This is a genomic window from Lysinibacillus sp. FSL L8-0312 (assembly GCF_038003285.1).
Classification (GTDB): domain Bacteria; phylum Bacillota; class Bacilli; order Bacillales_A; family Planococcaceae; genus Lysinibacillus; species Lysinibacillus fusiformis_D.
The window spans coordinates 4,178,587-4,204,094 of record NZ_JBBOOV010000001.1 but is presented as its reverse complement, the minus strand read 5'-3'; the positions used below and the strand labels follow the sequence as shown (position 1 = coordinate 4,204,094).

At 38.5% G+C, this 25,508-nt stretch carries 26 protein-coding genes; 5 read left to right on the top strand and 21 right to left on the bottom strand.

The annotated features are described in order from the left end of the window. Positions 1 to 38 precede the first annotated feature (38 nt). The 14 genes from murD to MHI22_RS20905 all read right to left on the bottom strand — a co-directional run bounded on the left by murD (position 39) and on the right by MHI22_RS20905 (position 14,292). A complete protein-coding gene (gene murD / locus MHI22_RS20970) occupies positions 39 to 1,388 on the bottom strand; it encodes a UDP-N-acetylmuramoyl-L-alanine--D-glutamate ligase (RefSeq protein WP_036125250.1) in 1,350 nt (449 codons plus the stop codon). Beyond that, a complete protein-coding gene (gene mraY / locus MHI22_RS20965; protein WP_340812633.1) occupies positions 1,388 to 2,359 on the bottom strand; it encodes a phospho-N-acetylmuramoyl-pentapeptide-transferase in 972 nt (323 codons plus the stop codon). The genes murD and mraY overlap by 1 nt, the downstream gene beginning before the upstream one ends. 125 nt (positions 2,360 to 2,484) lie before the next feature. Continuing rightward, on the bottom strand, positions 2,485 to 4,401 hold the full coding sequence (locus MHI22_RS20960; RefSeq protein WP_036125256.1) for a stage V sporulation protein D: 1,917 nt from the start codon (positions 4,399 to 4,401) through the stop codon (positions 2,485 to 2,487). A gap of 57 nt (positions 4,402 to 4,458) precedes the next feature. Next, entirely contained in the window at positions 4,459 to 6,681 is a 2,223-nt protein-coding gene (locus MHI22_RS20955) for a penicillin-binding protein (RefSeq protein ID WP_340812632.1), read from the bottom strand. Then, the gene (gene ftsL2, locus MHI22_RS20950) at positions 6,678 to 7,049 is read right to left on the bottom strand and encodes a cell division protein FtsL (RefSeq protein ID WP_036125259.1); all 372 of its coding nucleotides are present in this window, start codon (positions 7,047 to 7,049) and stop codon (positions 6,678 to 6,680) included. The genes MHI22_RS20955 and ftsL2 overlap by 4 nt, the downstream gene beginning before the upstream one ends. Beyond that, positions 7,050 to 8,000 (bottom strand): 16S rRNA (cytosine(1402)-N(4))-methyltransferase RsmH, encoded by a 951-nt coding sequence (rsmH, locus tag MHI22_RS20945; RefSeq protein ID WP_036125261.1) that lies wholly within the window; start codon positions 7,998 to 8,000, stop codon positions 7,050 to 7,052. Between the two features lie 61 nt (positions 8,001 to 8,061). Next, positions 8,062 to 8,493, bottom strand: a complete 432-nt coding sequence (gene mraZ / locus MHI22_RS20940) for a division/cell wall cluster transcriptional repressor MraZ (RefSeq protein WP_036125263.1) — start codon at positions 8,491 to 8,493, stop codon at positions 8,062 to 8,064. A gap of 253 nt (positions 8,494 to 8,746) precedes the next feature. Next, entirely contained in the window at positions 8,747 to 10,363 is a 1,617-nt protein-coding gene (gene bshC / locus MHI22_RS20935; RefSeq protein ID WP_340812631.1) for a bacillithiol biosynthesis cysteine-adding enzyme BshC, read from the bottom strand. Positions 10,364 to 10,634: 271 nt separating this feature from the next. Beyond that, positions 10,635 to 11,030, bottom strand: a complete 396-nt coding sequence (locus MHI22_RS20930) for a DUF3397 domain-containing protein (protein ID WP_036125267.1) — start codon at positions 11,028 to 11,030, stop codon at positions 10,635 to 10,637. Continuing rightward, positions 11,027 to 11,929 carry a ketopantoate reductase family protein gene (locus MHI22_RS20925; RefSeq protein ID WP_340812630.1) on the bottom strand — a complete coding sequence of 301 codons (903 nt, stop codon included), beginning with the start codon at positions 11,927 to 11,929 and terminating at the stop codon, positions 11,027 to 11,029. The genes MHI22_RS20930 and MHI22_RS20925 overlap by 4 nt, the downstream gene beginning before the upstream one ends. A gap of 212 nt (positions 11,930 to 12,141) precedes the next feature. Next, positions 12,142 to 12,519 (bottom strand): transcriptional regulator, encoded by a 378-nt coding sequence (locus MHI22_RS20920; protein ID WP_036125273.1) that lies wholly within the window; start codon positions 12,517 to 12,519, stop codon positions 12,142 to 12,144. A 110-nt stretch (positions 12,520 to 12,629) separates the two neighbouring features. Then, positions 12,630 to 13,397 carry an enoyl-CoA hydratase/isomerase family protein gene (locus MHI22_RS20915; RefSeq protein WP_058843463.1) on the bottom strand — a complete coding sequence of 256 codons (768 nt, stop codon included), beginning with the start codon at positions 13,395 to 13,397 and terminating at the stop codon, positions 12,630 to 12,632. Between the two features lie 163 nt (positions 13,398 to 13,560). Next, on the bottom strand, positions 13,561 to 13,734 hold the full coding sequence (gene rpmF / locus MHI22_RS20910; RefSeq protein ID WP_010858320.1) for a 50S ribosomal protein L32: 174 nt from the start codon (positions 13,732 to 13,734) through the stop codon (positions 13,561 to 13,563). A 24-nt stretch (positions 13,735 to 13,758) separates the two neighbouring features. Then, positions 13,759 to 14,292 carry a YceD family protein gene (locus tag MHI22_RS20905; RefSeq protein ID WP_036125282.1) on the bottom strand — a complete coding sequence of 178 codons (534 nt, stop codon included), beginning with the start codon at positions 14,290 to 14,292 and terminating at the stop codon, positions 13,759 to 13,761. A gap of 167 nt (positions 14,293 to 14,459) precedes the next feature. Between MHI22_RS20905 and MHI22_RS20900 the strand changes: the two genes are divergently transcribed. Further along, positions 14,460 to 15,671: a nucleotidyltransferase gene (locus MHI22_RS20900; protein WP_036125284.1), complete on the top strand. Its 1,212-nt coding sequence runs from the start codon at positions 14,460 to 14,462 to the stop codon at positions 15,669 to 15,671. Between the two features lie 51 nt (positions 15,672 to 15,722). Here MHI22_RS20900 and MHI22_RS20895 read toward each other — a convergent pair whose 3' ends face one another. After that, entirely contained in the window at positions 15,723 to 16,769 is a 1,047-nt protein-coding gene (locus MHI22_RS20895; RefSeq protein ID WP_036125288.1) for a SepM family pheromone-processing serine protease, read from the bottom strand. Between the two features lie 100 nt (positions 16,770 to 16,869). On the opposite strand from MHI22_RS20895, the gene MHI22_RS20890 reads away from it, so the two are divergent. Beyond that, positions 16,870 to 17,787: a hypothetical protein gene (locus MHI22_RS20890; protein WP_340812629.1), complete on the top strand. Its 918-nt coding sequence runs from the start codon at positions 16,870 to 16,872 to the stop codon at positions 17,785 to 17,787. 57 nt (positions 17,788 to 17,844) lie between these two features. Here MHI22_RS20890 and coaD read toward each other — a convergent pair whose 3' ends face one another. The 3 genes from coaD to MHI22_RS20875 form a co-directional block, all read right to left on the bottom strand. Next, a complete protein-coding gene (coaD, locus tag MHI22_RS20885) occupies positions 17,845 to 18,336 on the bottom strand; it encodes a pantetheine-phosphate adenylyltransferase (RefSeq protein WP_036125293.1) in 492 nt (163 codons plus the stop codon). 1 nt (position 18,337) lies between these two features. Next, positions 18,338 to 18,904, bottom strand: a complete 567-nt coding sequence (gene rsmD, locus MHI22_RS20880) for a 16S rRNA (guanine(966)-N(2))-methyltransferase RsmD (protein ID WP_330493441.1) — start codon at positions 18,902 to 18,904, stop codon at positions 18,338 to 18,340. Positions 18,905 to 18,976: 72 nt separating this feature from the next. Then, entirely contained in the window at positions 18,977 to 20,398 is a 1,422-nt protein-coding gene (locus MHI22_RS20875; RefSeq protein ID WP_036125299.1) for a hypothetical protein, read from the bottom strand. 56 nt (positions 20,399 to 20,454) lie between these two features. Here MHI22_RS20875 and MHI22_RS20870 point away from each other — a divergent pair, with 56 nt between their 5' ends. After that, the gene (locus tag MHI22_RS20870) at positions 20,455 to 20,844 is read left to right on the top strand and encodes a DUF7147 family protein (protein ID WP_036125301.1); all 390 of its coding nucleotides are present in this window, start codon (positions 20,455 to 20,457) and stop codon (positions 20,842 to 20,844) included. A 2-nt stretch (positions 20,845 to 20,846) separates the two neighbouring features. Here MHI22_RS20870 and MHI22_RS20865 read toward each other — a convergent pair whose 3' ends face one another. After that, entirely contained in the window at positions 20,847 to 21,119 is a 273-nt protein-coding gene (locus MHI22_RS20865) for a YlbG family protein (protein ID WP_036125303.1), read from the bottom strand. A gap of 327 nt (positions 21,120 to 21,446) precedes the next feature. Here MHI22_RS20865 and MHI22_RS20860 point away from each other — a divergent pair, with 327 nt between their 5' ends. Further along, positions 21,447 to 22,361, top strand: a complete 915-nt coding sequence (locus tag MHI22_RS20860) for a glycerophosphodiester phosphodiesterase (RefSeq protein ID WP_036125304.1) — start codon at positions 21,447 to 21,449, stop codon at positions 22,359 to 22,361. A 521-nt stretch (positions 22,362 to 22,882) separates the two neighbouring features. On the opposite strand, the gene MHI22_RS20855 is transcribed toward MHI22_RS20860, so the two are convergent. Continuing rightward, positions 22,883 to 23,329: a YlbF family regulator gene (locus MHI22_RS20855; protein ID WP_036125306.1), complete on the bottom strand. Its 447-nt coding sequence runs from the start codon at positions 23,327 to 23,329 to the stop codon at positions 22,883 to 22,885. A gap of 90 nt (positions 23,330 to 23,419) precedes the next feature. On the opposite strand from MHI22_RS20855, the gene MHI22_RS20850 reads away from it, so the two are divergent. Next, a complete protein-coding gene (locus MHI22_RS20850) occupies positions 23,420 to 23,917 on the top strand; it encodes a PaaI family thioesterase (RefSeq protein ID WP_340812628.1) in 498 nt (165 codons plus the stop codon). Here MHI22_RS20850 and MHI22_RS20845 read toward each other — a convergent pair. Then, positions 23,898 to 25,370, bottom strand: a complete 1,473-nt coding sequence (locus MHI22_RS20845) for a UDP-N-acetylmuramoyl-L-alanyl-D-glutamate--2,6-diaminopimelate ligase (RefSeq protein WP_036125315.1) — start codon at positions 25,368 to 25,370, stop codon at positions 23,898 to 23,900. The two genes, MHI22_RS20850 and MHI22_RS20845, sit on opposite strands and share 20 nt — an antisense overlap. Positions 25,371 to 25,508: the final 138 nt, after the last annotated feature.

The following is a 25,508-nucleotide window of genomic DNA, read 5'->3' as shown; positions in this document are numbered from 1 at the left end:
TTCCAAGTCAAGTATATTCTAAAATAGTTACAGGCTCATTACAGCTTCATTACAGCATCAATAAAAACATCTCCGCGTATTTCAAAGCTGTCATATTGATCCCAGCTTGCACATGCTGGAGATAGTAAGATAATATCTCCCTCTGCCGACATCGGTGCTGCATAGTGTACAGCGTCTTCTACATTTTGGGCAATGACTGTCTGTTGGACACCACACGACTTTGCAAATTCTACAAAGCGTAAGCCTGTTTCTCCAAATGCAACAACACCTTTTACATGCTGCATACAAGGGCGAAGTTCTTCAAAAGAATGTCCACGATCTAAGCCACCTGCGAGTAAAATAATAGGTGCTTGGAAAGCATCTAAAGCACTCTTTGTTGCTAAGCAGTTGGTTGCCTTAGAATCATTGTAAATCTTTCGACCATTCCATTCGCGAACGAATTGTGTACGGTGACGAACGCCACCAAAAGTCGCTAACACCTCTTCCATCTTCGCCTTGTCACAGCCAACTAAAATACAAGCTGCAACGGCTGCTAGGATGTTTTCTAAATTATGCTTGCCAGGCAGGGCGATATGAGCACGCTCCATATATGGCTCACCTTGCCAATAAATCGTTGTCTCATCTGCACTAATGCCGCTTGTAGTACGTCCCTTTGAACTGAATGGGACTTTTTGAGCATTCGATTGTGCTGCATATCCAACAACAATCGGTTGATCCGCATTATAAATAAAATAATCACTATCATCTTGATTACGTGTCACACCAAACTTTGCTCCAGCATAATTGTCAAATGTCCCATGATAATCAAGATGTGCATCATAAAGATTTGTTAAAATAGCGATTTTTGGCTTAAACGTTTTTATTCCCATCAATTGGAATGAAGACAACTCAGTTACAATGATGTCATCTTTATTAGCTTCTTTTGCGACACCACAGGCTACTGTCCCAATATTCCCCGCAATTAGAGGATTTTTACTCCCACTATTTAACATATCAAAAATTAAAGTTGTCGTTGTGGTTTTGCCATTTGATCCTGTTATACCAATAAATGGCGCATCGCTAATTAAATAAGCAAGCTCAATCTCTGTCCAGACAGGTATTTCACGACGAAGGGCATCAGCCACAATTCGATTGCTATATGGTATCCCAGGATTTTTGACTACTAATTCAAAGCCTTCATCTAGTAAATCTTCAGGATGACGACCACAAATCACTGTAATCCCCTTTTGTAATAAACCTTGTGCATCTGGACTTTCATCAAATGGTTTGGAATCATTGACGGTTACAAAGGCGCCAAGCTCATGTAAAATTTCAGCAGCGGCTACACCACTCTTTGCTAGACCTAACACAAGTACTTTTTTATGTTGTAAATCTGTATAGTTTTTCATTAGAACGCCTCCGATAAGACTGCAATCAATGCTACTGCTAGAGCAGTTGACCAGAAGACAAGCACGACTTTCCATTCTGACCAACCTGATAATTCAAAGTGATGGTGGATAGGACTCATTTTAAAAATACGCTTTTTGCGAAGCTTAAAGCTACCTACCTGTAAAATAACGGATAATGTTTCGATAACAAACACTAAACCAACTAGCAAAAGCAAGAATTCTTCCTTTACTAGCACAGATACCATCGCTAATGCCCCACCTAATGCTAACGAACCCGTATCTCCCATAAATACCTTGGCAGGATTGGCATTAAATAATAAAAATCCTAATAAAGCACCTGTTACAGCAAATGTAAATAGTGCAATATCCGCTTGATTTTGGAAGAGCGCAATAACGCCAAATGCTGCAAAGGCAATTGAAGCAGTGCCTGCCACTAGCCCGTCTAAACCATCCGTCAAATTTACGGCATTGGAGAAGCCTACTAGCCAGAAAATTAAAAAGGCTACATAGAATACCCCAAGATCTATTGTCCACTCAGTAAACGGAATAGCGAGCGTTGTATCAAATGATGCTACATACAGCAGGAAATAAGCAAGAATAGCAATAACAATTTGACCAATCAACTTCTGAAGAGAAGTTAAACCTAAATTTCTTTTAAATACAACTTTTAAACCATCATCCAATAAACCTATTAAACCAAACCCTGCTAATACTAATAAAAGTACTACGGTTTGTGTCGTTAATAAATCTAAAAAGCTACCTACACCAACAGTTGTAAGGACGATAGATATTAAAAAAATGATTCCTCCCATTGTTGGTGTACCAGCTTTTTTCATATGTGATTTTGGTCCTTCTTCACGAATACTTTGCCCAAACTTTAGACGACGAAGAAGTGGAATACTAATTGGTGCCAGGATAACTGTTACTATAAAAGCAAGAGCTAAAATGGTAAGTGTTGTTGCGAGTTTCATTGAAAAATCTCCTTTAAATCTTGTTTCACTTTCTTCTTTAAGAAAAAAGCATAAACTTTCATTTATTTATTACTACCCTTCATAATAATAGTGGTTCTTTCCCATTTTTTAAAGGTAAAGTTATTTTAGTTCTCCAAATATAAATGAATGGTACCATCTTGTTTGATAACACTATCCACTTCAGGTAATTGGTTACCAATTTTGGTCCCTTCCCCATGCCATTCTATGCGGAATGGATAAAATTGCTTGGCAATATCATCTTTTGTTTGACCAATAAAATTCGGTACCTTTACAGTAATTGGATCACCATAACGATAATCCTTTTCAAGCTGTTCCTTCGATTTTTCAATACCTACAAAAGGTGCAACATCCTCAATAATTTGCCCAACAATCGGTGCTGCTACAACACCGCCAAACTGTGTTGTCTTTTTCGGATTGTCAACAGCTACATAGACGACAATTTGCGGATTGTCTGCAGGCGCAAAGCCTATAAATGATACGATATATTCTCCACTTTTATAACGACCATTTTCAACCTTTTGTGCGGTTCCTGTTTTACCGCCAATTCGTAAGCCATCACGAAAGGCTTGTCGACCTGAACCATTCGCCACTACCGATTCTAATGCGCCTCGTACTTTGGCAGATGTCTCCTCACGAATCACCTGATTTTTAACAACTGGCTCCGTCTCTTGTATAACTTCCCCTGTATTCGGATTAAATACCTTTTTCACAACATATGGCGTATAGAGCTTGCCTCCATTGATTGCAGCAGCTACTGCCTGCACTTGTTGAATAGGTGTCACGGCTACCCCTTGCCCAAATGAAGTGGTGGCCTGCTCAACAGGTCCAAAGGCTTCCTTAGAAAATAAAATCCCTGAAGCTTCACCAGCAATATTAGATCCTGTCTTTTGACCAAAACCAAAATCTTTAATATATTGCAACAACCGCTCATTACCTAACCGCTGTCCTAATTCTATAAAACCTGGGTTACAGGAGTTTTCAACTACCTCTAAAAATGTTTCATGCCCATGCCCCTCACGCTTCCAACAGCGAAGCCTTGCACCAGCAACCATTGTATAGCCTGGGTCATAAAAAGTATCATGTTCTAAATCCACTAAATTTTCTTCCAAGGCTGCACTCAAGGTAATAATTTTAAAAGTTGAACCAGGCTCGTATGTCATCCATACAGGTAAATTTCGATTATAAATCGCAGGCTCTACTAATTGATATTCAGCTGGATGGAAAGTCGGATAGGAGGCTAATGCCAAAATTTCACCATTATTTGGATTCATAGCAATAGCCAATGCTTGGTCAGCTTCATAGCGCTTCATAGCTTGTGACAATTCACGCTCAACAACCTGCTGGACATCGACATCGATGGTTAACTCAATCGTTGCACCATCCTCTCCCGCTTTCCATGCACTCGAAACATTTGGTAAATTATTACCTTTTGCATCTGTAAAGAGGCGAATCGCAGAAGAATTAGCCTGCAATAATTTATCATATTCATATTCAATCCCAGCTAAGCCTTGAGCATCATAGCCAGTAAAGCCTAAAAATCGAGATAAGAGTGTGCCGTAAGGATAATCCCTAGAATAGTCCACACCACTGTATAATCCTTCAATTTGCATACCTTGTAATTCCACCGCTTTTTCATAGGGTATATTTTTCCCTTCCGGCGCTAACTTCACTAAATAGGCTTTTTTCTGCATTTTCTCTAGTAGCTTCTCTTTGTCTACTTCCAGAACTTGCGCAATTTTTTCTGCAGCCCCTTCAATATCCTTACTTTGTGAAGGCATGAAATACAAGGTTGGAGCTAGCTTATTGGTTACGATGCTTTCACCATCTCGATCTGTAATATGCCCACGTTCATTTGCAAATGGAATTTCTCGGTCCCAATTCTCCTCTGCCTTCGTTGTCAGTTCTTTTTGATCTAATACTTGCAAAAAGAGCAGTCTTACAATAATTGCCACAGCCACACACATAAACAACACATATAAAATACGTAAACGCTTTTTAGAATGGATAGAAATCCACTTCATTCGACATCACACCTTGTTTTTTACAACGTATGAAATAAAGTGGACTTCTATTCAGTATTATTCATCCTCTATTTCTTCAACTTCACCCTCAGCGGGGGCTTCAACATCTTGCACAAAGCTTTCTGCAGGTGTTTTGAGCTTGACAACAATCGGTGAACTATCAGTGATGATAGTTCCTGCGGATACACTTTGACTCGCTACAAAGCCTTCACCGAAAATTTCCATCTCTAGCCCTGTCATAGATTTAAAAACAAGTAAATTGCGTAATGACCAATTCGTAAAGTCTGGCAATGTTATTTCGCCATCTGTCTTTAAAAATATAAAACTACCTTTTACAAGTTTTTGAGTGTTCGTTGGATATTGTTCAATAATTTTACCACCAGCGCCAACAATGATTGGCTGTAAACCATCATTCGCTAATTCTACCTCCACCGCTTCAGCACTTTGACCTGTATAATCTTGTATACTAACTTTATTGACATGCTGTACATCATCTGGATTGATGTTAAGATGCTTTAAGCTATTTAACATAACTGGGTTAAATACTTTTGACACTGGTACAGATCCAAGCTCGTTGCTCAACTTAGGTTTTTTCACTGAGACATAGACAATTAACTGTGGATCGTCTACAGGAGCCAAGCCTAAGAATGAATAGAGGTATTGGTTTGAAAGATATCCACCACTAGCTTTTGGAATTTGGGCAGTCCCCGTTTTCCCAGCAACCTCATAATCCTCCAGTATAAAATCCTTCGCCGTACCTTTTTCTGAGGTTAACGTTGAAGCAAGGATTTCTCGTACTTGTTTCGCTGTATCAGCTTTAATTGGTTGTCCTTTTTCCACGGGCTCATGCTTTTGAATAACTTTTCCAGTTGATGAGTCGACAATACGATCAATAACATATGGCTGCATCATTTTTCCATCATTCGCAATTGCTGTCATCGCTTGGATTAACTGAATAGGCGTTACTGTAGAACCTTGGCCGTAAGTTGTTGTCACTCGTTGAATAGGATACTTCGATAAAATAGTACCTGCCGCTTCATTCGGTAAATCAATACCTGTTTTATGACCAAAACCAAAGCGGTCCAGATATTCAATAAAGACATCATCACCAATCTTCGTTAATAAATGGGCCATACCCGTATTGGCAGATCGTTGGAACCCTTCTAAATAAGTAATCGGTCCCCAACCATATCTATTGTGATCTCGAATCGTACGGTCAAATACTGTATATGATCCTGACATAAACCATTCATTCGGTGTCCATTTTCCTGTATCAATAGCTGAAGCAAGCGTGAATGTTTTCATCGTTGATCCAGGCTCGATTGTCTCCTCAATCACCTCATTCAACCACTTCATATTTTGACTTTCACGTGTTTCAGGGTTGAACGTAGGACGCTGAGACATCGCTAAAATTTTCCCTGTTTTCGGATCTGCTACGACCGCTGTCATAGATTCAGGATTATATTCCTGTTCAACCTTTGTCATTGCTTCCTCTAAAAAGCTTTGGATTGTTTTATCGAGCGTTAAATAAATGTCATTCCCGTTTTTGGCAGGTGTCACCATTTTCTCGCTATTTGGGAGTAAGTAATGGAATGCATCCGTCTCATATTTAATCTTGCCATTGACGCCTGTTAGCTCTTTATCGTACGTATACTCTAGGCCCATTTCTCCCTTTGTTGTAACTGTTCCATCTTCATTATCCTTTTTCAGTGCATAGCCTATTAAATGGGAGGCAAATACACCATTTGGATAATAACGTTTTAAGTCACTGACAAATAGGATTCCTGGTAATTTTTCATCCTTTATTTTACTCATGACTTCGTGACTAATGCCTCGTCCAGCGCTGCCAAACTCAACTTGGTATAAAGGCTCGCCATCACTTCTATATCGATTGTTCAGTTTTTTAACAATCTCTTCTTCATTGTCCTTCATTGCTGGAATATACTTAGCCAAAACCTCGGCCGTTTTTTCAGAATCTACTACATGTCTTAGTTTCTTAGGATCTGTCGTAGCCTTTTCGCTTACAATGGCAATTATGCGGTAACTTAATGTATCTTCCGCAATTACTTGCCCATTTTGATCATAAATCTTCCCACGATTTGCTGTAAGTACACTTTCTTTACCATACTTCGCTGCGGCTCTCGCTGCAAGCTCTTGTCCTTCTACTTCCCCTGTCGCCTGAATCGTCACCATTCTTGTAAATAATAGAAAAAAGAGCCCTCCATAAAAAATTAATAATAGAAAGGCTCCCCATTGGAATCGAAATCTCTTTTTTTTCATTCTCCCGGCACTACCTTTACATTTTTCTCATTTTGAGTTAAACCGAGTTCTTTCGCTTTTTTCCATATGTTTTCGTATGTAGAAAGTTCACTCACACGAACCGTCAAGTCAACATTCTGTTTCGCAATCTCTTCTGCTTCTGATTCAATGTTTTGAATGTCTATACTTGTTGTTTGAATAGCTGCTTGTTTATTTAACACTATTACTCCTAAAACTATAATAATGCCAACTAAAGCAAGTAGCATTGTCTTTTCAAACTTCTGGTTCGGTTTTTTACGACGTATGATAGTGGGTTGTGGACTAGGTGGTGTTATCGGTTGTTGCACTTGTTGATGTTGGTGCTGTTGCCTTACACGAACTGCTGCCATTTACTCACGCCCTTTGTCGTTAATTTTCTCCACCACTCTAAGCTTCGCTGAACGTGCACGATTATTGACTGCCAATTCTTCATCAGAAGGAATAATTGGCTTTCGTGTAATCAGCTTTAAAGTTGGCTTCATGTCATCAGGAATTACAGGTAAGTTTGGTGGTAATTCCGGTAATGATGACGCTTCCTTAAAGATTGTCTTACATAGGCGGTCCTCCAATGAATGGAACGTAATGACACTAATGCGCCCCCCTACGTTAATCATATCAATCGCATCGACTAATGAATCCTCTGCTGCGCCTAGCTCATCATTGACAGCAATTCGTATTGCTTGGAAAATGCGCTTTGCTGGATGTCCACCTTTTCGGCGTGCCGCTGCTGGAATACCCTCTTTAATTAATTCTACAAGGTGACCAGTTGTTTCAATTGGAGCTACTTTACGAGCTTCTTCGATTTTACGAGCCACTTGCTTTGAAAACTTTTCTTCCCCATAACGGAAAAATATCCGAACGAGATCTTCATATGCCCAATGATTGACAACATCAAATGCTGTCAGCGTTGCTGTTTGATCCATACGCATATCAAGTGGTGCATCATGGTGATAGCTAAAGCCTCGTTCAGGTGTATCTAATTGTGGAGAAGATACGCCTAAGTCATACAAAATGCCATCAACCTGCTCGAAACCATGAGCTACTAGTTCCTCTTTTAAATAACGGAAATTCGAATGAATAAATGTAACACGCTCAATATAGGGCGCTAATCGAATTTTCGCATTTTCAATGGCCGTCGTATCTTGGTCAAAGCAAATCAAACGACCTTTATCTGATAATTGTTGTACTAAATATTCACTGTGACCTGCACCACCTAGCGTACAGTCCACATATACACCATCAGGATCGATGTTCAACCCATCAACAGTTTCTTTTAATAACACGGTTGTATGATCGAACATACCACACGCTCCTTTCAGGCCTTAACCTCATACAACTATCGCGTTGTAATACCTATAAAAGTTAAAAATCAAAGCCAATCATATTTTCTGCAATTTCATTAAAAGATTGTTCAGACTCACTAAAGTAAGCTTCCCAAGCATCTTTTGCCCAAATCTCAATTCGATTTGAAACCCCTAACACCACACACTCTTTTACAAGATGTGCATGTTGCATGAGAGTAGTTGGGATATTGATACGCCCTTGCTTGTCTATTTCTACCTCTGTTGCTCCAGAAAAGAAAAACCTTGCAAATGCTCGGGTATCTTTTTTGGTCATTGGTAAACCTTTTAATTTTTCTTCGAGTTTTCGCCATTCATTCATAGGATAGCCAAATAGACAGTTATCGAGACCTCTTGTGACAACAAACGTTTCGCCTAAAGCTTCACGAAATTTTGCCGGTACGATTATTCGCCCTTTTGCATCAACGGAGTGTTGATATTCTCCCATGAACATACTACTCACCCCACTTTATTAAATAATGTACCACATCCCCCCACTTTCCTCCACTTTTTTTAAAAAAAACTTGACATTTTATCACTTAATATGCAATTTGGCCTTTAGGATTTTTTTCGATATATGCTAAAGGACATAAGAAAAGAGCTACCCTTAGTAGGATAGCTCTTTATATACTATTTTTCTCGACATTATTCACCAAATCCATATGGAGGTAAACGAATAATTAGGTAAAAAGAACTTATTTCATTATTTATAAATAGAGTAAATAGTGGTGCTTACCAATGCTGTAATTTTGTTTCAGCATTTCGGTAATTAGCATAGGTCCAAACTCATTGATATATTGGTATGGATTATAGATTCTCTCTTGGAAACCATCATTTGGATACAATTCATGTTGCAGCGTCATAAATTTACGAATCGTCGCTTCATGCTTGCTTAGTACAGTTTGTTCAATTTTTTGCTGTAGATAATCAAATTGCTTCTCATGATTTTCTTGGTTTTTCACAAGGATCTTTTCTAAATGCAAATGCTGTTTTTCTAAATAGGAAGCTAGCTCCTCATATTTTTCTGTTACTATCTGCTGCATAGCTTGTATTTGTCGTTTTGCTTCACTGTCCTGCACGTCTGCAATAAAACGTTCTTTTAACTGCAATGCTTTGCCTTCCCATACATCCGTCACAGTTAGTTGATGCTCACGTAATAATTGCTCTGCGTGACGTGTAACAATTGTGATATGAAGACGAGGCGCAAAAATCGGCATTTGTAAATCTAATGCTGAAAATGCATTTTTCAGTGTTGCCCAATAAGCCAATTCACCTGGGCCACCAACAAATGCCAACACAGGCAGTGTCATCTCCTGCATTAACGGACGAGTCACTACATTATTACTTAAACGTTCAGGATGCTTGTCAGCAATTGCCAACAGCTCATCCTGTGTAAATTTGAGATTTGCCGCTAAATTAACAAATAGCTCATTTTTTCTTTCTAAAAGATGACGTTCTCCATCCTCTACATAAAATAAATTGGCCGCTTCATATGTCGCCAAAATAGGCTTACCATAGCCAGCACGCTCCAGTTCCTCTTCCTGTTCCGTTACTATTCTAGCAATTTCTTCATTGTAGTGGATAATTTGCGCAAAATATTTGCTTTCAAATTGACGGAATTGGAAGTTGGCTGCATCAATTAACAGCAGACCTTCCTCTTTGAATAGTTGATTCATCAAACAGGCAAAGAAGTCTGTAAATGTTTCACTTTCGTTCAGCGCGTCTACTAGTTGCTTCATCAACGCTTCCGTATACTCTGTCTCACCAATATCCCGAACAATTGTATTAATCAATTGCGTCATCAACTCTTTATTTAGAACTGTTGCAGAAGCCATCGTTTTACGTCTAGAGCGCTCACTATACGCACGCTTTTTTAGTAATTCTCCATGTACTGTATAAGTGTGATTAATCTCTTCTAAGTCGTGATCCTCTCCAGCTATCCAAAAAACAGGAATGACAGGCTGTTGAAGCTTAGCACTTTGCTCTTTCGCTAATGCTATCACTGAAATAGCTTTATGAACGGAGTAAAGAGGGCCAGTTAAGATACCTGCTTGTTGTCCACCGACTACCACCATAGCTCCTTGCTCTAGTTGTTCTAAATGTTCATTCGCCTTGTTAGAAAGCCCAAGCGGCTCCATAAATTGACGAATGATGGCTGTTAATTCTTTTTGGTCTCGAGCATGTTGTGCTAAATGCTTCGCTCTTTCCTCAAAAGCTTGATCATTATACTCATACTCAAAAAATTGATGAATGGCGGTATTTGGCGACCAGTAATCTGCTAGCACATGATTTTTTATAGGTACTTGGATAGACTCCAGTTTCATTTAACATAAACTCCTCTACTCACTAAATCATTTTCTTACTCCATAATGAGAAATTAATTCCATTCATACTATGCACATGATGTCTTAAATGTTTTTAGCCCATCTTTCATCATTACATAAGCTAGCAACAGCACAAGATGACTAAACTATGCTTATAGCACTAAGATCTATGAATTTAATCAATATTCCCATTCATAAAGAATGATTTTTTTATAACTAATTTTGATGCTATTATTTTAACGCTTATAGCTTCAACATGAAAAGAAAATGCTTAGACAACCTGTAAATATTCTACAATGGATTGAATAACCCCCACTATCCAGATCACTACATAGGCTGTACTAAGTATTAAAAATAAAAAACGCCAAATTTTCTTTAGTAACGGCTTTACTTCTATTTCCTTTTTAGTTCTCCAATCAATATATGTAAAAATCATAGCCATCATTATCGCAAGCATGACTAAAAGTGCTCCTACATTCACGCGCCACAGCACCCCAATAGCTAATGGAACAGAAAAAAACAAGCACAATGTCGTCACATCAGATGCTGCTCCAAAAGCATGTGTGCCGCGAATTTTAACCTTTCTGCCAACAAGATAAACAATGACAAAAAGAACAATTGGACAAAAAATGATGATACTAATCAGTATATGTAAAAAGTCTTTCAACTTCGTTCACCGCTCTCCTCTATTGCAAGTACTTGGTGATATAAAGTACGCAAAGTAGGTAAATTATGACCGTTAGCCAAAGCTTTGTTTAGAATGACACCAACAATTGTTTCAATTTCACTCTTTCGACCCTGTAGACGATCTGTAAGCATAGATGATGTATTCTTGGCCGTTTTCCTACATAAGTCTACCACATCAGTAAAAGGTATAGTCTGTTCAATAGCTTCAAAAGCTTCTGTAAGCTCTTTATAAATAGTTTCCATAAGTAAAAACGCCTGTTGATTCGTTACCAACTCACCGTTCTTCACTTTCAATACAGCTGATAATGGATTAATTAAGCTATTTAGCACTGCTTTTTCAAAAAGCATTTGCTCAGCATTACGAACCAGCTCAACAGGAAACAAAGAATTTTGTAATTGTAATAGCTTTTGAAAGATCCGTTGATCCCCTCTTTCTACCGCAAGTTTACAGTGTCCCACCCCTCTATGTTGAACTGTTGCTTGCCCCATCATTTGAGCACCAAAAGAAATTGAACAAAAGGCAATATTTTTTTGTGGTAAGGTGAGTGCCTCCTCGAAATGCGCTAAGCCGTTTTGCATAAAAAGCAATGGCATATCACTCGATAATGCAGCAAATTGTTTGTAGAGCTTTTGCAAATGACCATATTTAACAGCAATCACAAGTAAATCTTGTGGTGGTAGAGTGGCCAAATCTGTAGTAGAAACAACATTTTGCACAGTTTTGGTACCATCAACATTGATACGTGTTAACTGCTTTGTATTTAGCTCATTGACCTGTTCCTGCCTCCTTGCAACCAACGTTACTGACATACCCGATTCCGCTAAAAAGCTCGCTGTTAGTTGACCTACCGCTCCTGCACCAATTACCGCTACGTCCATCTTCTCCACCCCTCCTTCGTTTGAATGTTTTCGGCACAAAAAAACAATTGCTAAACCAAAATAAAACTATAAGAATAAGGTGCCTCAGATTACTTCTAAGGCACCTTCTATGCAGGTTCTTTTATTATACAGGATAGACCGATTGTTGACGATACACTGAAAGGGTTTTATCGCCAGGAAAGAAAAATAATGTAGTCATCATACTTAGAACTTTAATCTTTCATCAATGAGTAGCCCTGTTGTAGCCATTTCACTAACTTATCATGCTCATTTTGCAATTCACGATGCTTCATCTCAAGCGTTTGATAAGCCTCCGTTAATTCGTCAAAACTTGTCAATGCCAATTTCAAGTGACTTCGCATAGATTGTTGGGGCTGATTTCGAACAGCTAATAGTGACTGACTATATTGACCACGCAATGTTTTATTCCAGCGGAAGCCACAAGCTTGCTTTGTACGACCCAATTCTACAGCCGCCATTTCAAAGGCTTCTAGCTGTGTTTTGCCATTTTGCACATTATGCAACACAATTTCTGCTAGTCTTTCATCGTCTTCCTTTGTCCATTGATCTTTTCTTTTTTTCAATTCCATAATCTATCACCCTCGCATTTTTTACTACTATATGCACAAGTGGGCAAAATAGAATCATTGCATGAAAAAAGACAGTGATGATGTTTCCCTCTCATCACTGCCTTTATACATTACTTATTATTCTTCTTGGTCAAGAAATTATTAACTGCTTGGTGATGCGCTTCACTTTCCCACAGCTTCGCGCAAGTACGAACTTCCTCCATCACACGCTCATACATATTGCGTTCACGCCACTTCCGAAGTTCAATTTCCTTATAGGCTTTATGAACAGCAGGATGAATTTTTCGCATATGTTCAATAAAATCATTTAAAGCCTCTTCTTTTGAGCCTTCAAATACACGCATCGCCCATCCAATTTCATATAGTAGTTGTGCAGGATACGGCTTTGCATCTACTAGCATCTTCATCGCGCGATCATGGCGTAAACCTCGTTCAAATAAATATGTACCGCCACCCCATCCACTTGTAATGGCTAATGTACCTTGAATAAAGCCACATTTCGCGTGACTTGCCACTAAACGGAAATCACAAGCTGTTGCAATTTCACAGCCGCCGCCAACAGCAGTACCATTTATAAGCGCTATAGTGGGCACAGGTAACGTAGCAAGATCGTATAATATTTTCCCCATCTTACTTAACATACCAAATGCCTCATCCTCTGTTTCCAGTGAATGAAACTCAGATAAATCCCCTCCTGAGCAAAATGATTTATCGCCTGCACCTGTCACTACCAAAAAACGCACATCTTCATGCTGACGAATATATGTAATGACTTCTTGAAGACCATTCATAACCTCATCATTGACAGCATTCCGCTTCTCTTCACGGTTAATGGTAAATGTCATAATGCCATCATGATTATCAATTGTGTAAGACATACTGTTACCCCCTTTATTCCTGTGAATAAATTGTATCACACAATTATTTTACTATTGTAAAGAACTTCATAATCAGCGAAATATTCCGTCTTTTCAAGCTAACAAAAAGGCTAGTAAAGAGCCATGGTCTCTCTACTAGCCTTTTAAGTGAGCAAACACTGTATTATTTGCTTACTACTTCTTTACCTTTGTATTGTCCGCAAGCTTTGCAAACACGGTGTGATAATTTTGCCTCACCACAGTTAGGGCAAGCTACCATACCAGGTACAGATAATTTGAAATGCGTACGACGCTTTCTTTTTGCAGTTTTAGAAGTTCTTCTAAATGGTACAGCCATTGATGGCACCTCCTTACAGATCGTCTATTCGTCTGTTTGATCAAAATACTTAGCTAAAGAAGCTAGTCTTGGATCCACTTTTTGTTCGTCAGCTTTTTTGTGTAGCTTTACGTCTTCATCTGTTGCATAAGACCAGTTTTTACCGCCCTGCACTTGTCCTTCAGAATCTTCCTTGAACACTTGCATTGGTACCTCAAGCAATACTAATTCCTCGAGAATTGGTTTCATGTCGATGACTTCACCTTCTATATAGTGAATGTCTCCGTCATCGTCTCCTCGTTTATCTTCATCAATCCAGCTAAAAATTTCAACTGTTTCGACTTCAATTGGAAACTCAACATCCTCCCACGTGCGAGCACATGGCAGTGTTAACGTTGCTGTCACAGTTAACTGACATGTCATTTGCGATGCACCAAAAGTACATAGCCCTTTTACATGAACGGGCGAAATTGCTCGAATATCCTGGTTTCGCTCCATCACTTCGTCCAGCTGGACAAAGGCATCGATTGGCATCCCGTTTTGGCGGTATTTAGATAATTGATGAATTGACCATTTCATTCGTTTAATCACCTCGAGACAACAATGTTGATTATATAATGTGTAAAAATAGATGTCAAGATAATTTCTTGTCACCACTTAAAAACCCACTTATAATTAAATACTATGAGAAGTGTATTTGCTCCTAACAGTTTCAAATAATGACACAAATTATAAGGGGGAAAAGCATGCAAGCAGTTGGAATTGTCGTTGAATATAATCCTTTTCACAACGGACATGCTTATCATTTAAAACAGGCTAAAAAAGTAGCACAGGCGGAACTTGTTATCGCTGTTATGAGCGGCACATTTTTACAACGTGGAGAGCCAGCCATGGTAGATAAATGGACACGTACTAAAATGGCGCTTGCTGGTGGTGTAGATATTGTTATTGAGCTGCCCTACGTCTATAGTACAGCACCAGCCACAGATTTCGCAAAAGGTGCCATTTCCTTATTAAGCGCCGTTGGCTGTGACTCATTTGCCTTCGGAAGTGAAGAAGGCTCGATTCAACCCTTTTTAAACACATATGAGTTGATAGACCACAACCGTGCAGAATATGACATGCTTATTAAAAACAGCCTTAAAACAGGTGCAAGCTATCCGAAAAGCCTACATTATGCCTATGAACAGCTTTCTCAGAAGTTCCCTGCTCCATACATTGATCTCGCACAGCCAAATAATATACTAGGCTTTCATTATCTTGAAGCAGCGAAATCACTTAACAGTCACATCAAACCACTAACTATTTCTCGCGTAGCTGCAGGATACCATGATGCATTAAAGGAAGACACATCGATTGCAAGTGCCACTGGTATACGTAAAGCACTTGCGTCTACAAATTCTTTACAGAGTGTGCAAAATGTTGTTCCTGAGACTACTTATAGTTATTTAACAGACTGGCATAAACAGTATAGTCAATTTGCAAGCTGGGAAGCATTTTGGCCGTTATTACAGTTTACCATCATCAGACACACGCCTTCAGAACTGACTCGTTATGCAGAAGTAACAGAGGGAATTGAAAATGCTATTGTGAAAGCAGCCAAAACTAGCTCCTCCTTCAATAGCTTTATGGAAAAAATTAAATCTAAACGTTATACATGGACCCGCCTTCAACGCATGATAACACATATATACACGGGGTTTACAAAAGAGCAGCTTCAAAGTTTCGAAGCACCCTCTTATATTCGGCTATTAGGTATGAGCTCGGTGGGGCAAGCTTATTTAGGTAAGCAAAAAAAGGATATCCAATTACCTTTAATTAGCCGAGTGGCAGCTACCAATGATGCAATGTTAGCAATAGATATACATGCAGCAGAGCTATACAATTTAAGTATCGAACAAGGCACAAAGGATTGGACTCTTCCCAAAGATTATCAAACACCCCCTATCCGTTGTTAATGGCTATCAAAAGGGATGCTAGTAAAATTCTAGCATCCCTTTTTCGCTCTATTATTTCGGCTGTAGTTGCTTTAAATAGCTAATGGCATCGTCAACCGTTTTCACCGGAACGATTTTCATTTTAGTTTTGATCTCTTTGGCCGTTTTAACAGCCGTCGAATAGTTAGATTCTAGCTCTGGGTATTTCGCTTTCATTTCTTGAGAAATTTCATCATCGGGCGCGAAGAAGATTTCCATGTCGTCCCGATCAGCGGCAATGACCTTATAATCAATCCCGCCAATTCTACCAACCGATCCATCTACTAACATTTCACCCGTACCAGCAATAGCATAACCCTTTGTTAAATCTTCATCAAGAAGCTGGTCCAATATTTCAAGTGTAAACATCAAGCCAGCAGAGGGCCCTCCAATATCCTCTGTTTTCATCGTCACTTTTGGCATTGTTTCAATCGATTTACTTTCCGTATAAGAAATACCTAACCCTGCTCTATGTTCCTGTGTATTCGGAATCTCCTGTAAGGTAATCGTCTCCTGTTTTTGCTCTTCATTACGTATAAATTGTATTGTTACCTTATCTCCAAGCTGTTTAGGTTTTAAAAGGTCAACAAGCATTTGCTGACTAGTTATTTTTTGACCGTCAACCTCGATAATTTCATCCCCAGCTTTTAAAATGCCATCAGACGCTCCTCCATCTAACACATTTAATATAAATACACCGTTAAAATGAACTTTAGTCTCTAATCCTGCTCTTTGGAAAGCTACATATTTCGCATTAAATTGGGAATCAGACATTAATTTTAACTGTCGAATATTATATTCCTCATCATCCTCTAAAGGATTGCGTACTTGTTCAATATCCATTAGCTTTTGATATTTTTGAACTTTAGCCCACAAATACGAAAATGGGGTGGCTTGCTGCATCGCGACAGTCATTAAGCTTAAAGACCCCACACTATCAGCCTCTTTGCTATCTACCGTCACGAATTTACTGACATCATATGCACTTCCAGGTTTCATAATATACGCGTCTAGTCGGTATAACATCATAAAACAAATCACGACTATTAACACTGCATAAATACCAATTTTTTTCTTCACTTGAAAACACCTCCTAGGACGCTTGCAAAACCATACGTTCATGTTTTTGCCTTTCTCACATATATTGATTTTAGCATTTGCCTATGTGAATGACAAAAAGTTGAAACGAGTTGATAACATGTTTGCTACAATTCAAATAGTGCTCTGCGTAATTCTAATTCTCTTACTCTTGTTATTCCCACAAACCGCTCATAGTGGTACTGATTTAGGCGTTAACCTTTTCATGGAAGCACTTTTTCCGTATTTATTGCCGTATCTAGTATTAACACAATGGCTTCTGCGTTTAACTGCCCCTATGCGTACTAAAACGAAAAGGGCCTCATTATACGTACAAGCCTACATTATTAGCGCACTTGGAGGCTATCCAACAGGGGCAACAACCATTGTTTATTTAAAAAATAGTGGTCAATTACACCCCAAAGAGGCAAATTTTCTACTAGCTGTTTGTCATGCACCAAGTCCACTGTTCGTTTTAGGTTTTGTAAGTCTTGATTTACTACACAGTAATACGTTTGGATGGTTGTTTTTATGTTTACTACATACGTTTAATATTTGTTGCTTAGTAATTGGCTACTACTTATTTCGCAAAACTGACCCACCCACTATTTCCGTACACAACACACCACTGTATAGTGCACCATTTTCAGAAAGTATTAAAGAAACAGCTCCAACAATTCTGTTAGTTGGTACAACCATCATCTTTTTCACAACCATTCAGACCATTGTCCAACAGGGGCTAGATCAACTAATCCCTAAACTTCCCTATACGATTGAACTTTCTCTTGCAGCTATTCTTGAGGTGACGAATGGTCTTAAAATGACCGTTACAGCCTTCCCAGATCTTCCACATATCACCTTACTAGTTGTCATTTTATTAACGATGCAAAGTATTAGTATTCACTTACAAATCTTCGTTATCGCAAAATCAGCAAAACTTTCTGTCAGACCCTATATCAAATTCCGCCTCCTTAGCATAATCATTGTTCCGACTATTTATGCTCTATTTTTTCTGAAATAATGATCGCTCTATGTACCAAAAAGAGGATGTCACTTTGCTTTGACATCCTCTGCATAATTATTGCGCAAAATCATATTTATCTTGTAAAGCCTTTACGACACAAGTAGGAACTAGCTCACTAACATCGCTACCGTATTTCGCAACCTCTTTTACTATACTGGAACTTAGGAATGAATATTGGTTTTTCGTCATAATGAAAAATGTTTCAATTGTTTCATCTAGAAAACGGTTCATAGAGGTAATTTGCATTTCATATTCAAAGTCTGAAACAGCTCGTAAACCACGTACAATGGCCTTCGCCTTTTTTTCTTTAGCATAGTCTATTAAAAGACCTGAAGAGCTTTCTATACGGACATTCGGTAATGCTTTTGTTACTTCAGCCATTAAGGCCATGCGTTCCTCTACAGAAAACAACGGATTCTTTGCTGAATTGTTTAATACTGCTACATATACGATGTCAAACACATCTGCCGCACGTTTGATAATATCAAGATGGCCGAATGTGACAGGGTCAAAACTTCCTGGAACTACAGCAATTTTCTCAGACAACTTATTCTCCCTCTTCCTCTGTACAGCGATAAACAGAAATAATTGTTCCGCCATATGTTTCTTGTCTTGTTAACACAAACTCACCAAAATTTCGAGGCAATTGTACCTCTTTCGCATGTTCACATAATATAATACCATCTCGTTGAACTTTATCATTGTCCACAAGAATCTGAACTAAATCATAGTATTCCTGTTGATGGTAAGGTGGATCTAAAAAGACATATTTAAACGTAAGATCACGTTTTAACAGCGCTTTCACAGCACGCTTTGCATCAATACGAAAAAGCTCTGTATCTTCTTCATAACGACATTTTTTTATATTTTCTTGTAGCACTTGGAATGCTTTTGCATCTTTTTCAATAAAGATTGCTTGCTCTGCCCCACGACTTAGTGATTCAATGCCCAAGCCACCGCTTCCTGCAAACAGGTCAAGCGCGATTCCTCCATCAAAAAACGGACCTATAATATTAAAAATCGATTCCTTCACTTTGTCCGTTGTAGGTCTTGTCATATTTCCAGCTATTGCTTTTAGCGGCATTCCTTTGCGCTCTCCTGCTACAACTCTCATAACAGCATATCACCGTACTTTCATCCATATAAAGTATTTTTGCAGCGAAAGGATGACCCTCCGCTGCAAAAGTTATTGTTGTTCTTGTGTTAATACTTGAATTCGCTCGTCCTTCTTTTGTAGTTCAACTAGGAATAAACGTTGCAACCAAGCTTCTTCCACATAATAATGATCAGCAATTTTAATAATTGGCTCTGAAATTGTTGCATATCTCCGCTGATTAAATACATAGAAACCAGGCTCTTTCGGGAATCGGAATGTGCGATGCTCGCTATTTACGTAATAGCCATTCTTCCCTTCCTCAGCCGAATAGCCAAGATAAGGCAATAACGTATCTGCCGTATACAACACTTGACCCTCATATAGAATAACATGAACGTCTTCTTTTAATACATCATCCACATACACATCACGAGCATCCTCAAATAAGAGCGGATATGTTCCATCTTTCTGAGCTGCGTTTAATGTAAAATAAGATGTTTTCGCATCTAACGCTTGTGATAAATACTTGTCCAATGTATCAGGCGAAAGCGGTTCTTCCCCAAGGTTTTTCAGCTTTTCCTGCCAAGCTTGCTGTTGACTATCTGTCATATAGTCATTTAATGTCTTAACCATTTTCTTTGTTTTGTCTCCACCAATTGAATCGTTTACTAAATAGGATGCCACAACTTCAGGCAACCATTCTGGAGAATCTACAAATTTAAATTGTGATTTGATTTGTGATAAAATCACTTCCTGCTCAACGGCTTGTGCAGTAAGTGTTGGTAAAAATAACAATCTTTCATCATGAGCTGTTACCGGACTTTTTTCTTGAATAATAGCAATATGCTCATCATTCAAAAACTGCAAGCTTTCTAATGATTTTAGGAAATCATTAGGAATTGACTGCTGTGCATAGATAGATAAAATCGGTGTTTGCTCTTGTACTTTAAGTTTACCTGCTTGCCAATAAAGATCTTGAACGGTACCGTTTCCTTTAAACATTGTGTAATTCACAAGAGACAGTTGTTGTTGCCCTACTAAAGGTAAACCTGTAATCCACTGTCCATTCACTTTACTATCTGTAGAAATATGAACAATTGAATACGATGCTTCACCATTTATTAGTGTAGCAAAAACATTTTGAAGGAGCATCTTATTTTTTAAGCCGCCCTCAATTGGAATTATGTATGACACAGATTGTGATTTCGTTTCCCCTTTGGCAAAATAAGAGACCTCATCTGATAAACGATCACAGCTATTTTCGCTCTCGATAAAACAACTAGGATTTGTCGCTTTTTCTGGCCATTTAATTTTCACCTTTTGATTTGGTAAATTTTTAAAATGCTGGCGAATATCTAAGCTATTTTCACGATAGACAATCTCTATTTCTTGAGAGTAATGAAAATCCCCTATGCCTGTTTCTAAATCAGATGAATAAGCATGATACTGGAAAAATATCGTTCCTGTAATAATTAGTGCTAAAATAGAAAAAAAGCTTAATGCAAATTTCATGTGCTTGACCTCCCGCAGCATGATACTATGAGTATTGGAAAGGATGTGCAATTATTATGCCACAACAATTTATAGAATTAGGAGAAGGCTATGGTGATGTTTACGAGTTACTCGAAATTATCAAAACAAATCAGGAACGCTTTCATCAAGCCTTTATACTAACATCTACAAAAGAAGATAAAAAGGTGATCTCATTAGCTGTAGCTCTCAAACCAGTTGGTGAAAGTAAGTTCATGCCTATCTATATTTGCCGAGAAGGCATCCCATATAATGAAGAACAACCTACAATGCGACAAAAAATGTTTGAAGCACAAATAGAACAACTCGATCGGAAAGCAGTTGTTGTAGAAATAAAGCACTCATCTATATTTTCGGAATCAAAACTATTTTATCAATACTTAATCGGTATATTAAGACTAAATAACTATATACCTGCATTGACGTAAGATTATAGACCTACTTTGTAGTCATATTCCTTTGCTTTATCTGGTTTTGCATTTTCATATTCAGTTTTCACAAATGGACGATAAGACTCCACAACGTCTTTCACAAATGGAAGGCGTTGTAGTTTTGTTGTCATCATATCAATGTCCTCACGATTACAGTAAAGCACTACGTATTTTTGCCTTCTTGAAATATAAAGAACATGACCATATTTCCGAAGAGATTTAGCATGTTTTAATTGATGGACGTAAACGATTAGCCCTTGTCGTTCGTTCATATTGGATTCCCTCATTTCTTACATAAAAGAATACCATAGACCGGAAAATGATAGCAACAGAGTTTAGCTGACAGAAAGCTCGATTTTCCGTTATAATGGAAAAGCATACTGCGAGAAACATCGTAGAGATATGAATTAGTTGTTTTCATGGAACATTTACGCCTCCGCGTAATAGCTCCGTATTTTTTTGCTTTTGCATATATCAGCATGAAAAAAGCATCATTCACTTCTACTAGCTATTAGTTTTAGTAGGTACTTTAATTATCAATACTGACAATGAATTCACCATTACTTTTTATATGAAGATAATTGTTAAGGAGGACGAATATGGGTAAGAAAACAAAAATTGCCCTTGCTATTGCTGCGGCAAGTGCAGCGGCTTGGGCAGGTAGTAAAGCTATTTCTAAACCACAGCAACGTGAAGGCAAACAAGCATTGCAATTTGATCGCCCCATCATTCTGGCGCATCGTGGCGGGGCTCTTTTAGCACCTGAGCATACAATGATCGCATTTGAAAAAGCAGCACAGTTAGGAGTCGATGGCTTTGAAATTGATATCCGTTTAACAAAAGACGAGGAAATCATTGTTTTCCATGATGATACAGTTGATCGTACAACGGATGGCTATGGTCTCATTGCCGATATGACCTTAGCAGAAATCAATGCCTTAAATCACGGCTATCAATTTGAAGATTTGGATGGCGCTTTTCCATATCGAGAGGAAAAAATTAATGTAGTGACATTACGAGAGCTACTAGAAACTTATCCAAATATGCTCATCAATATTGATATTAAAGATGCTCCAGATACTTATGAGGGAAGTTTGATGCCTTCTAAACTTTGGCGCTTAATCGAAGAGCTAGGCGCTGAACAGCGTGTCGTTGTGACAAGCTTCTATGGTGAGCAAATCGATCGTTTTAATTTATATGCCCAAAATCAAGTAGCACTTGGTGCCGGTGAATCAGATGTGAGAAAAGCATTTGCCTCCTTCTCAAGTCAATTTGGGCACTTATATCATCCGAAAGTTGATGTTTTCCAAATCCCACCTAAATCAGGCGTTATCGCATTAGATTCACCTAAATTTATTCAATTTTTGAATCATCTCAACATACCTGTCCACTATTGGACAATCAATGATATCGACACGATGAAAAAATTAATCCATAATGGCGCCAAGGGGATCATTACAGATCGCCCTGATATAGCTGCTGAATTATTACAGGAACAAGAGTCGTTATCATGATACGAACATAAAGGGGAAGGACACTAGTTACGTGCCTTCCCTTCATTTGAATGTTCTACCTATATAATGAGCAGATATGGGCTTGTCTAATCTGATGGATTTCATGAGCAATAATATATTGAAGAATTACTGTATTCGTTTTCTTCCCCAGAAACCGTTACTAACTCGTCATGGTTCCCACGATAGCTCCTTAAAAATGGGCCAACTCCCTGTCTTAAATCTGAGGAAAGCCTCTAAATCTTAATAATCCTCAAATCGAGTATCCAATCCTTTTGACCTTGCATACCACGGATCCAACTAGACTATAATATAAAAGGATATTTGTAAGGCCATCCAATAAAGCTACTTGATTTAGAACCTTTTTAGCAGCCTAAACAACTTTTTTCCTATCCTGTCACCAGGGATGACAGCCATTCAAGTATGTTTCCTCCTATCAATTGAAAAAAGACTGTAAACAACCTCCTGTGAATACTTGGAGTTGTCTACAGTCTAGAAGAGATGTGTAACATACACATCGTATTTTATGCTGAGCAAGAGCATGAGCCGCCCGAGCCACATCCTCCTCCGCAAGATGAACCAGATGCAAAGAATGGGTTACTAACAGGAACTTTTACAGCTTCAGAGACTGTTTTACCTATTAATAGGCTAATCTCATCGAGTAAATCCTGAAAATCGTTTTCAGCAATTTTTAAAGCTGAAACTTTTTCATTCAAGTCAAGTGCCCTTTTCTGTTGGCGAATTGACTTCATGATTGTATGGTAGTCTGGATGATATTTTCCGAAACGTTGTACATCTTCGTACTGCTCTTTCATGCGATTAAATGCGTAAATAGCTTCTACAATTTGTGCATCACTATAGACTGCATCATACGCTTGCTGTAGCGCAATCGCAGGTTCTGAGGAAAGAATCATCTCACAAAGCGCTTCGGTCTCATCCAAAATGAGTACCCAGTCAGAGGTCATCATCATTTTTAATTCCCCCAATCTCTTTCCCATCATAACAGATTTTATGGTAATTTTACATTATTGATACTTTTAATGAAAGAGGTTTGCCAATTAATGACAAAATCTAAAGGACAGATAGAACAATTACTAGCTGAAATTTTACAAGAAAGTACTGAGGAAGATGAAGAAGTTTTATTACATCTTTTAAATGGGCTAAGAGAGAAGCAGCAAGGCATTCATCGTCGTTATCTTAATGCTGCCCTACATATGGTAGGTAAATTTGAGCCTGAAATTAGTGAGGTTCGTATCCCTATTACACCAGTTATTCATAATACAATTAAGGTGCCTCATGGTGGCATTATTGCGACAATTGCCGATGCAGCTATGGGCGGACTTGCTTCACGCTCTGTACCAGAGGGATATAATGTGGTTACAACGAATATGAATCTATCGTATATTGCCACAACAACGAATAAAGAATTGATTGCACGCGGTCGTTTTGTTCATAAAGGACGTCAAACACTCGTCATGGAATGTGATATCGAAGATGAGACAGGTCGCAAGCTGGCTATTGCTACAGGATCTTTCTTTGTTATTCAGCGTCGTCTGTAATGAGACTGGCAAAATAATCTTTGATGCATTGTTGATCGGAAAAAGGCAATTTTTGATTTTTAATTTGCTGTGTTTGTTCATGCCCTTTTCCGGCCACAAGGACAATATCGCCCTTTTTCGCCTTTGCTAACGCTTGATGGATAGCAAGCTTCCGATCTAAGTAAATTTCATAATATTGTTGCTCTGTAAAGCCTGCAATAATGCTTTCATTTATCACGATTGGATCTTCATCTCGTGGATTATCTGTTGTTAAATAAATAACGTCCGCGTATTTACTTGCTACCGCTCCCATGGCGAAGCGCTTCGCCTTATCACGATTTCCACCACAACTAAAAACAAGGTAAATTGTTTTGGAACGATTAAAGGTTTGTAAAACGGCTTGTAAGGCTTCTGCTGTATGCGCATAATCTACATAAACCTCTATACCCAAAGGATTATCAATCTTCTCAAGTCGTCCTTCTGGTAGTTTTAAGGACCACATATGACCAACTAGATCTTCCATCGGGACACCTAGGCGCCATATAGCCATTAAGGCAGCAATAGTATTTTGTACATGATATTTTCCGACAAAAGGAATTTCCACAATATGCTCACTCGCTGTTGTTTGTAAGCAAAGTACGGTTTTTCCAACTGTTTCACTGACAATTTGAATATGTAGATCGTTGTGATTATCAAAGCCAAATGAACAGGATTTTTTCTTATCATAAATCCCTACAGAACGACAAAAGTTATCATCTCCATTTAATACTAACTTTTTGGATAAATCGGCTAATCTTTTTTTTGCACGTTTATATGCTTCTAAACCACCATGATCTTCTAAATGGTCTTCTGATAGATTTAAAAATACACCACAGTCAATATCGCAATGGTCGAGTCTATGCTGCTGTAAGCCCATTGAAGAAGCTTCTAGCACAACATGTGTAACCCCTTTTCGTACACATTGCTTTAATATCGGATGCAATTCTTTGGCCTGCAATGTTGTTAGTTGCTCGTAAGCCGTTTGTTGTTTCTCGCCATTGATGAAAAAGCCAACCGTTCCAATAACTGCTGCTTTTTTATGTAAGGCATTTAGAAGCTGACTAACAAAATGGCTCACCGTGGTCTTTCCATTTGTACCGGTAATGGCAATAACCGTTAAAGCCTCTGCTGGAAAAGCAGCAAGCTTCGCACTCGCATACGATAAAAATAATGCTGTATTCGGAACCCACACAAAAGGAATTTCTTTATCCATAATCGGCAAAGAAATACTTTCTTCCGAAACAATGGCAGCAGCCCCCCGTGCCAACGCTTCTTTAACAAAACGACTTCCTGATGTTTTTTTGCCCTTTCGTACAATAAAAATGTCGCCGGGTTGTACGGCCTGTGCATAATCTTCTACGCCTGTAATTTCTGTTCGAATGGATCCTCCTGTCACACTACATGGCCAATCTTTTAATAACTCAGCTAGTTGCAAGCCTCATTCCCCCTTTCCGTTCTCTATCATATGACGGCGTTTGTAACGGTGTGACGAAAAATGTAGAAGCCTACAGTGAAAGTACTACCTTATAAAAAAATAAAGACAAGCTCGGCTATTCGAGCTTGTCTTCAAACT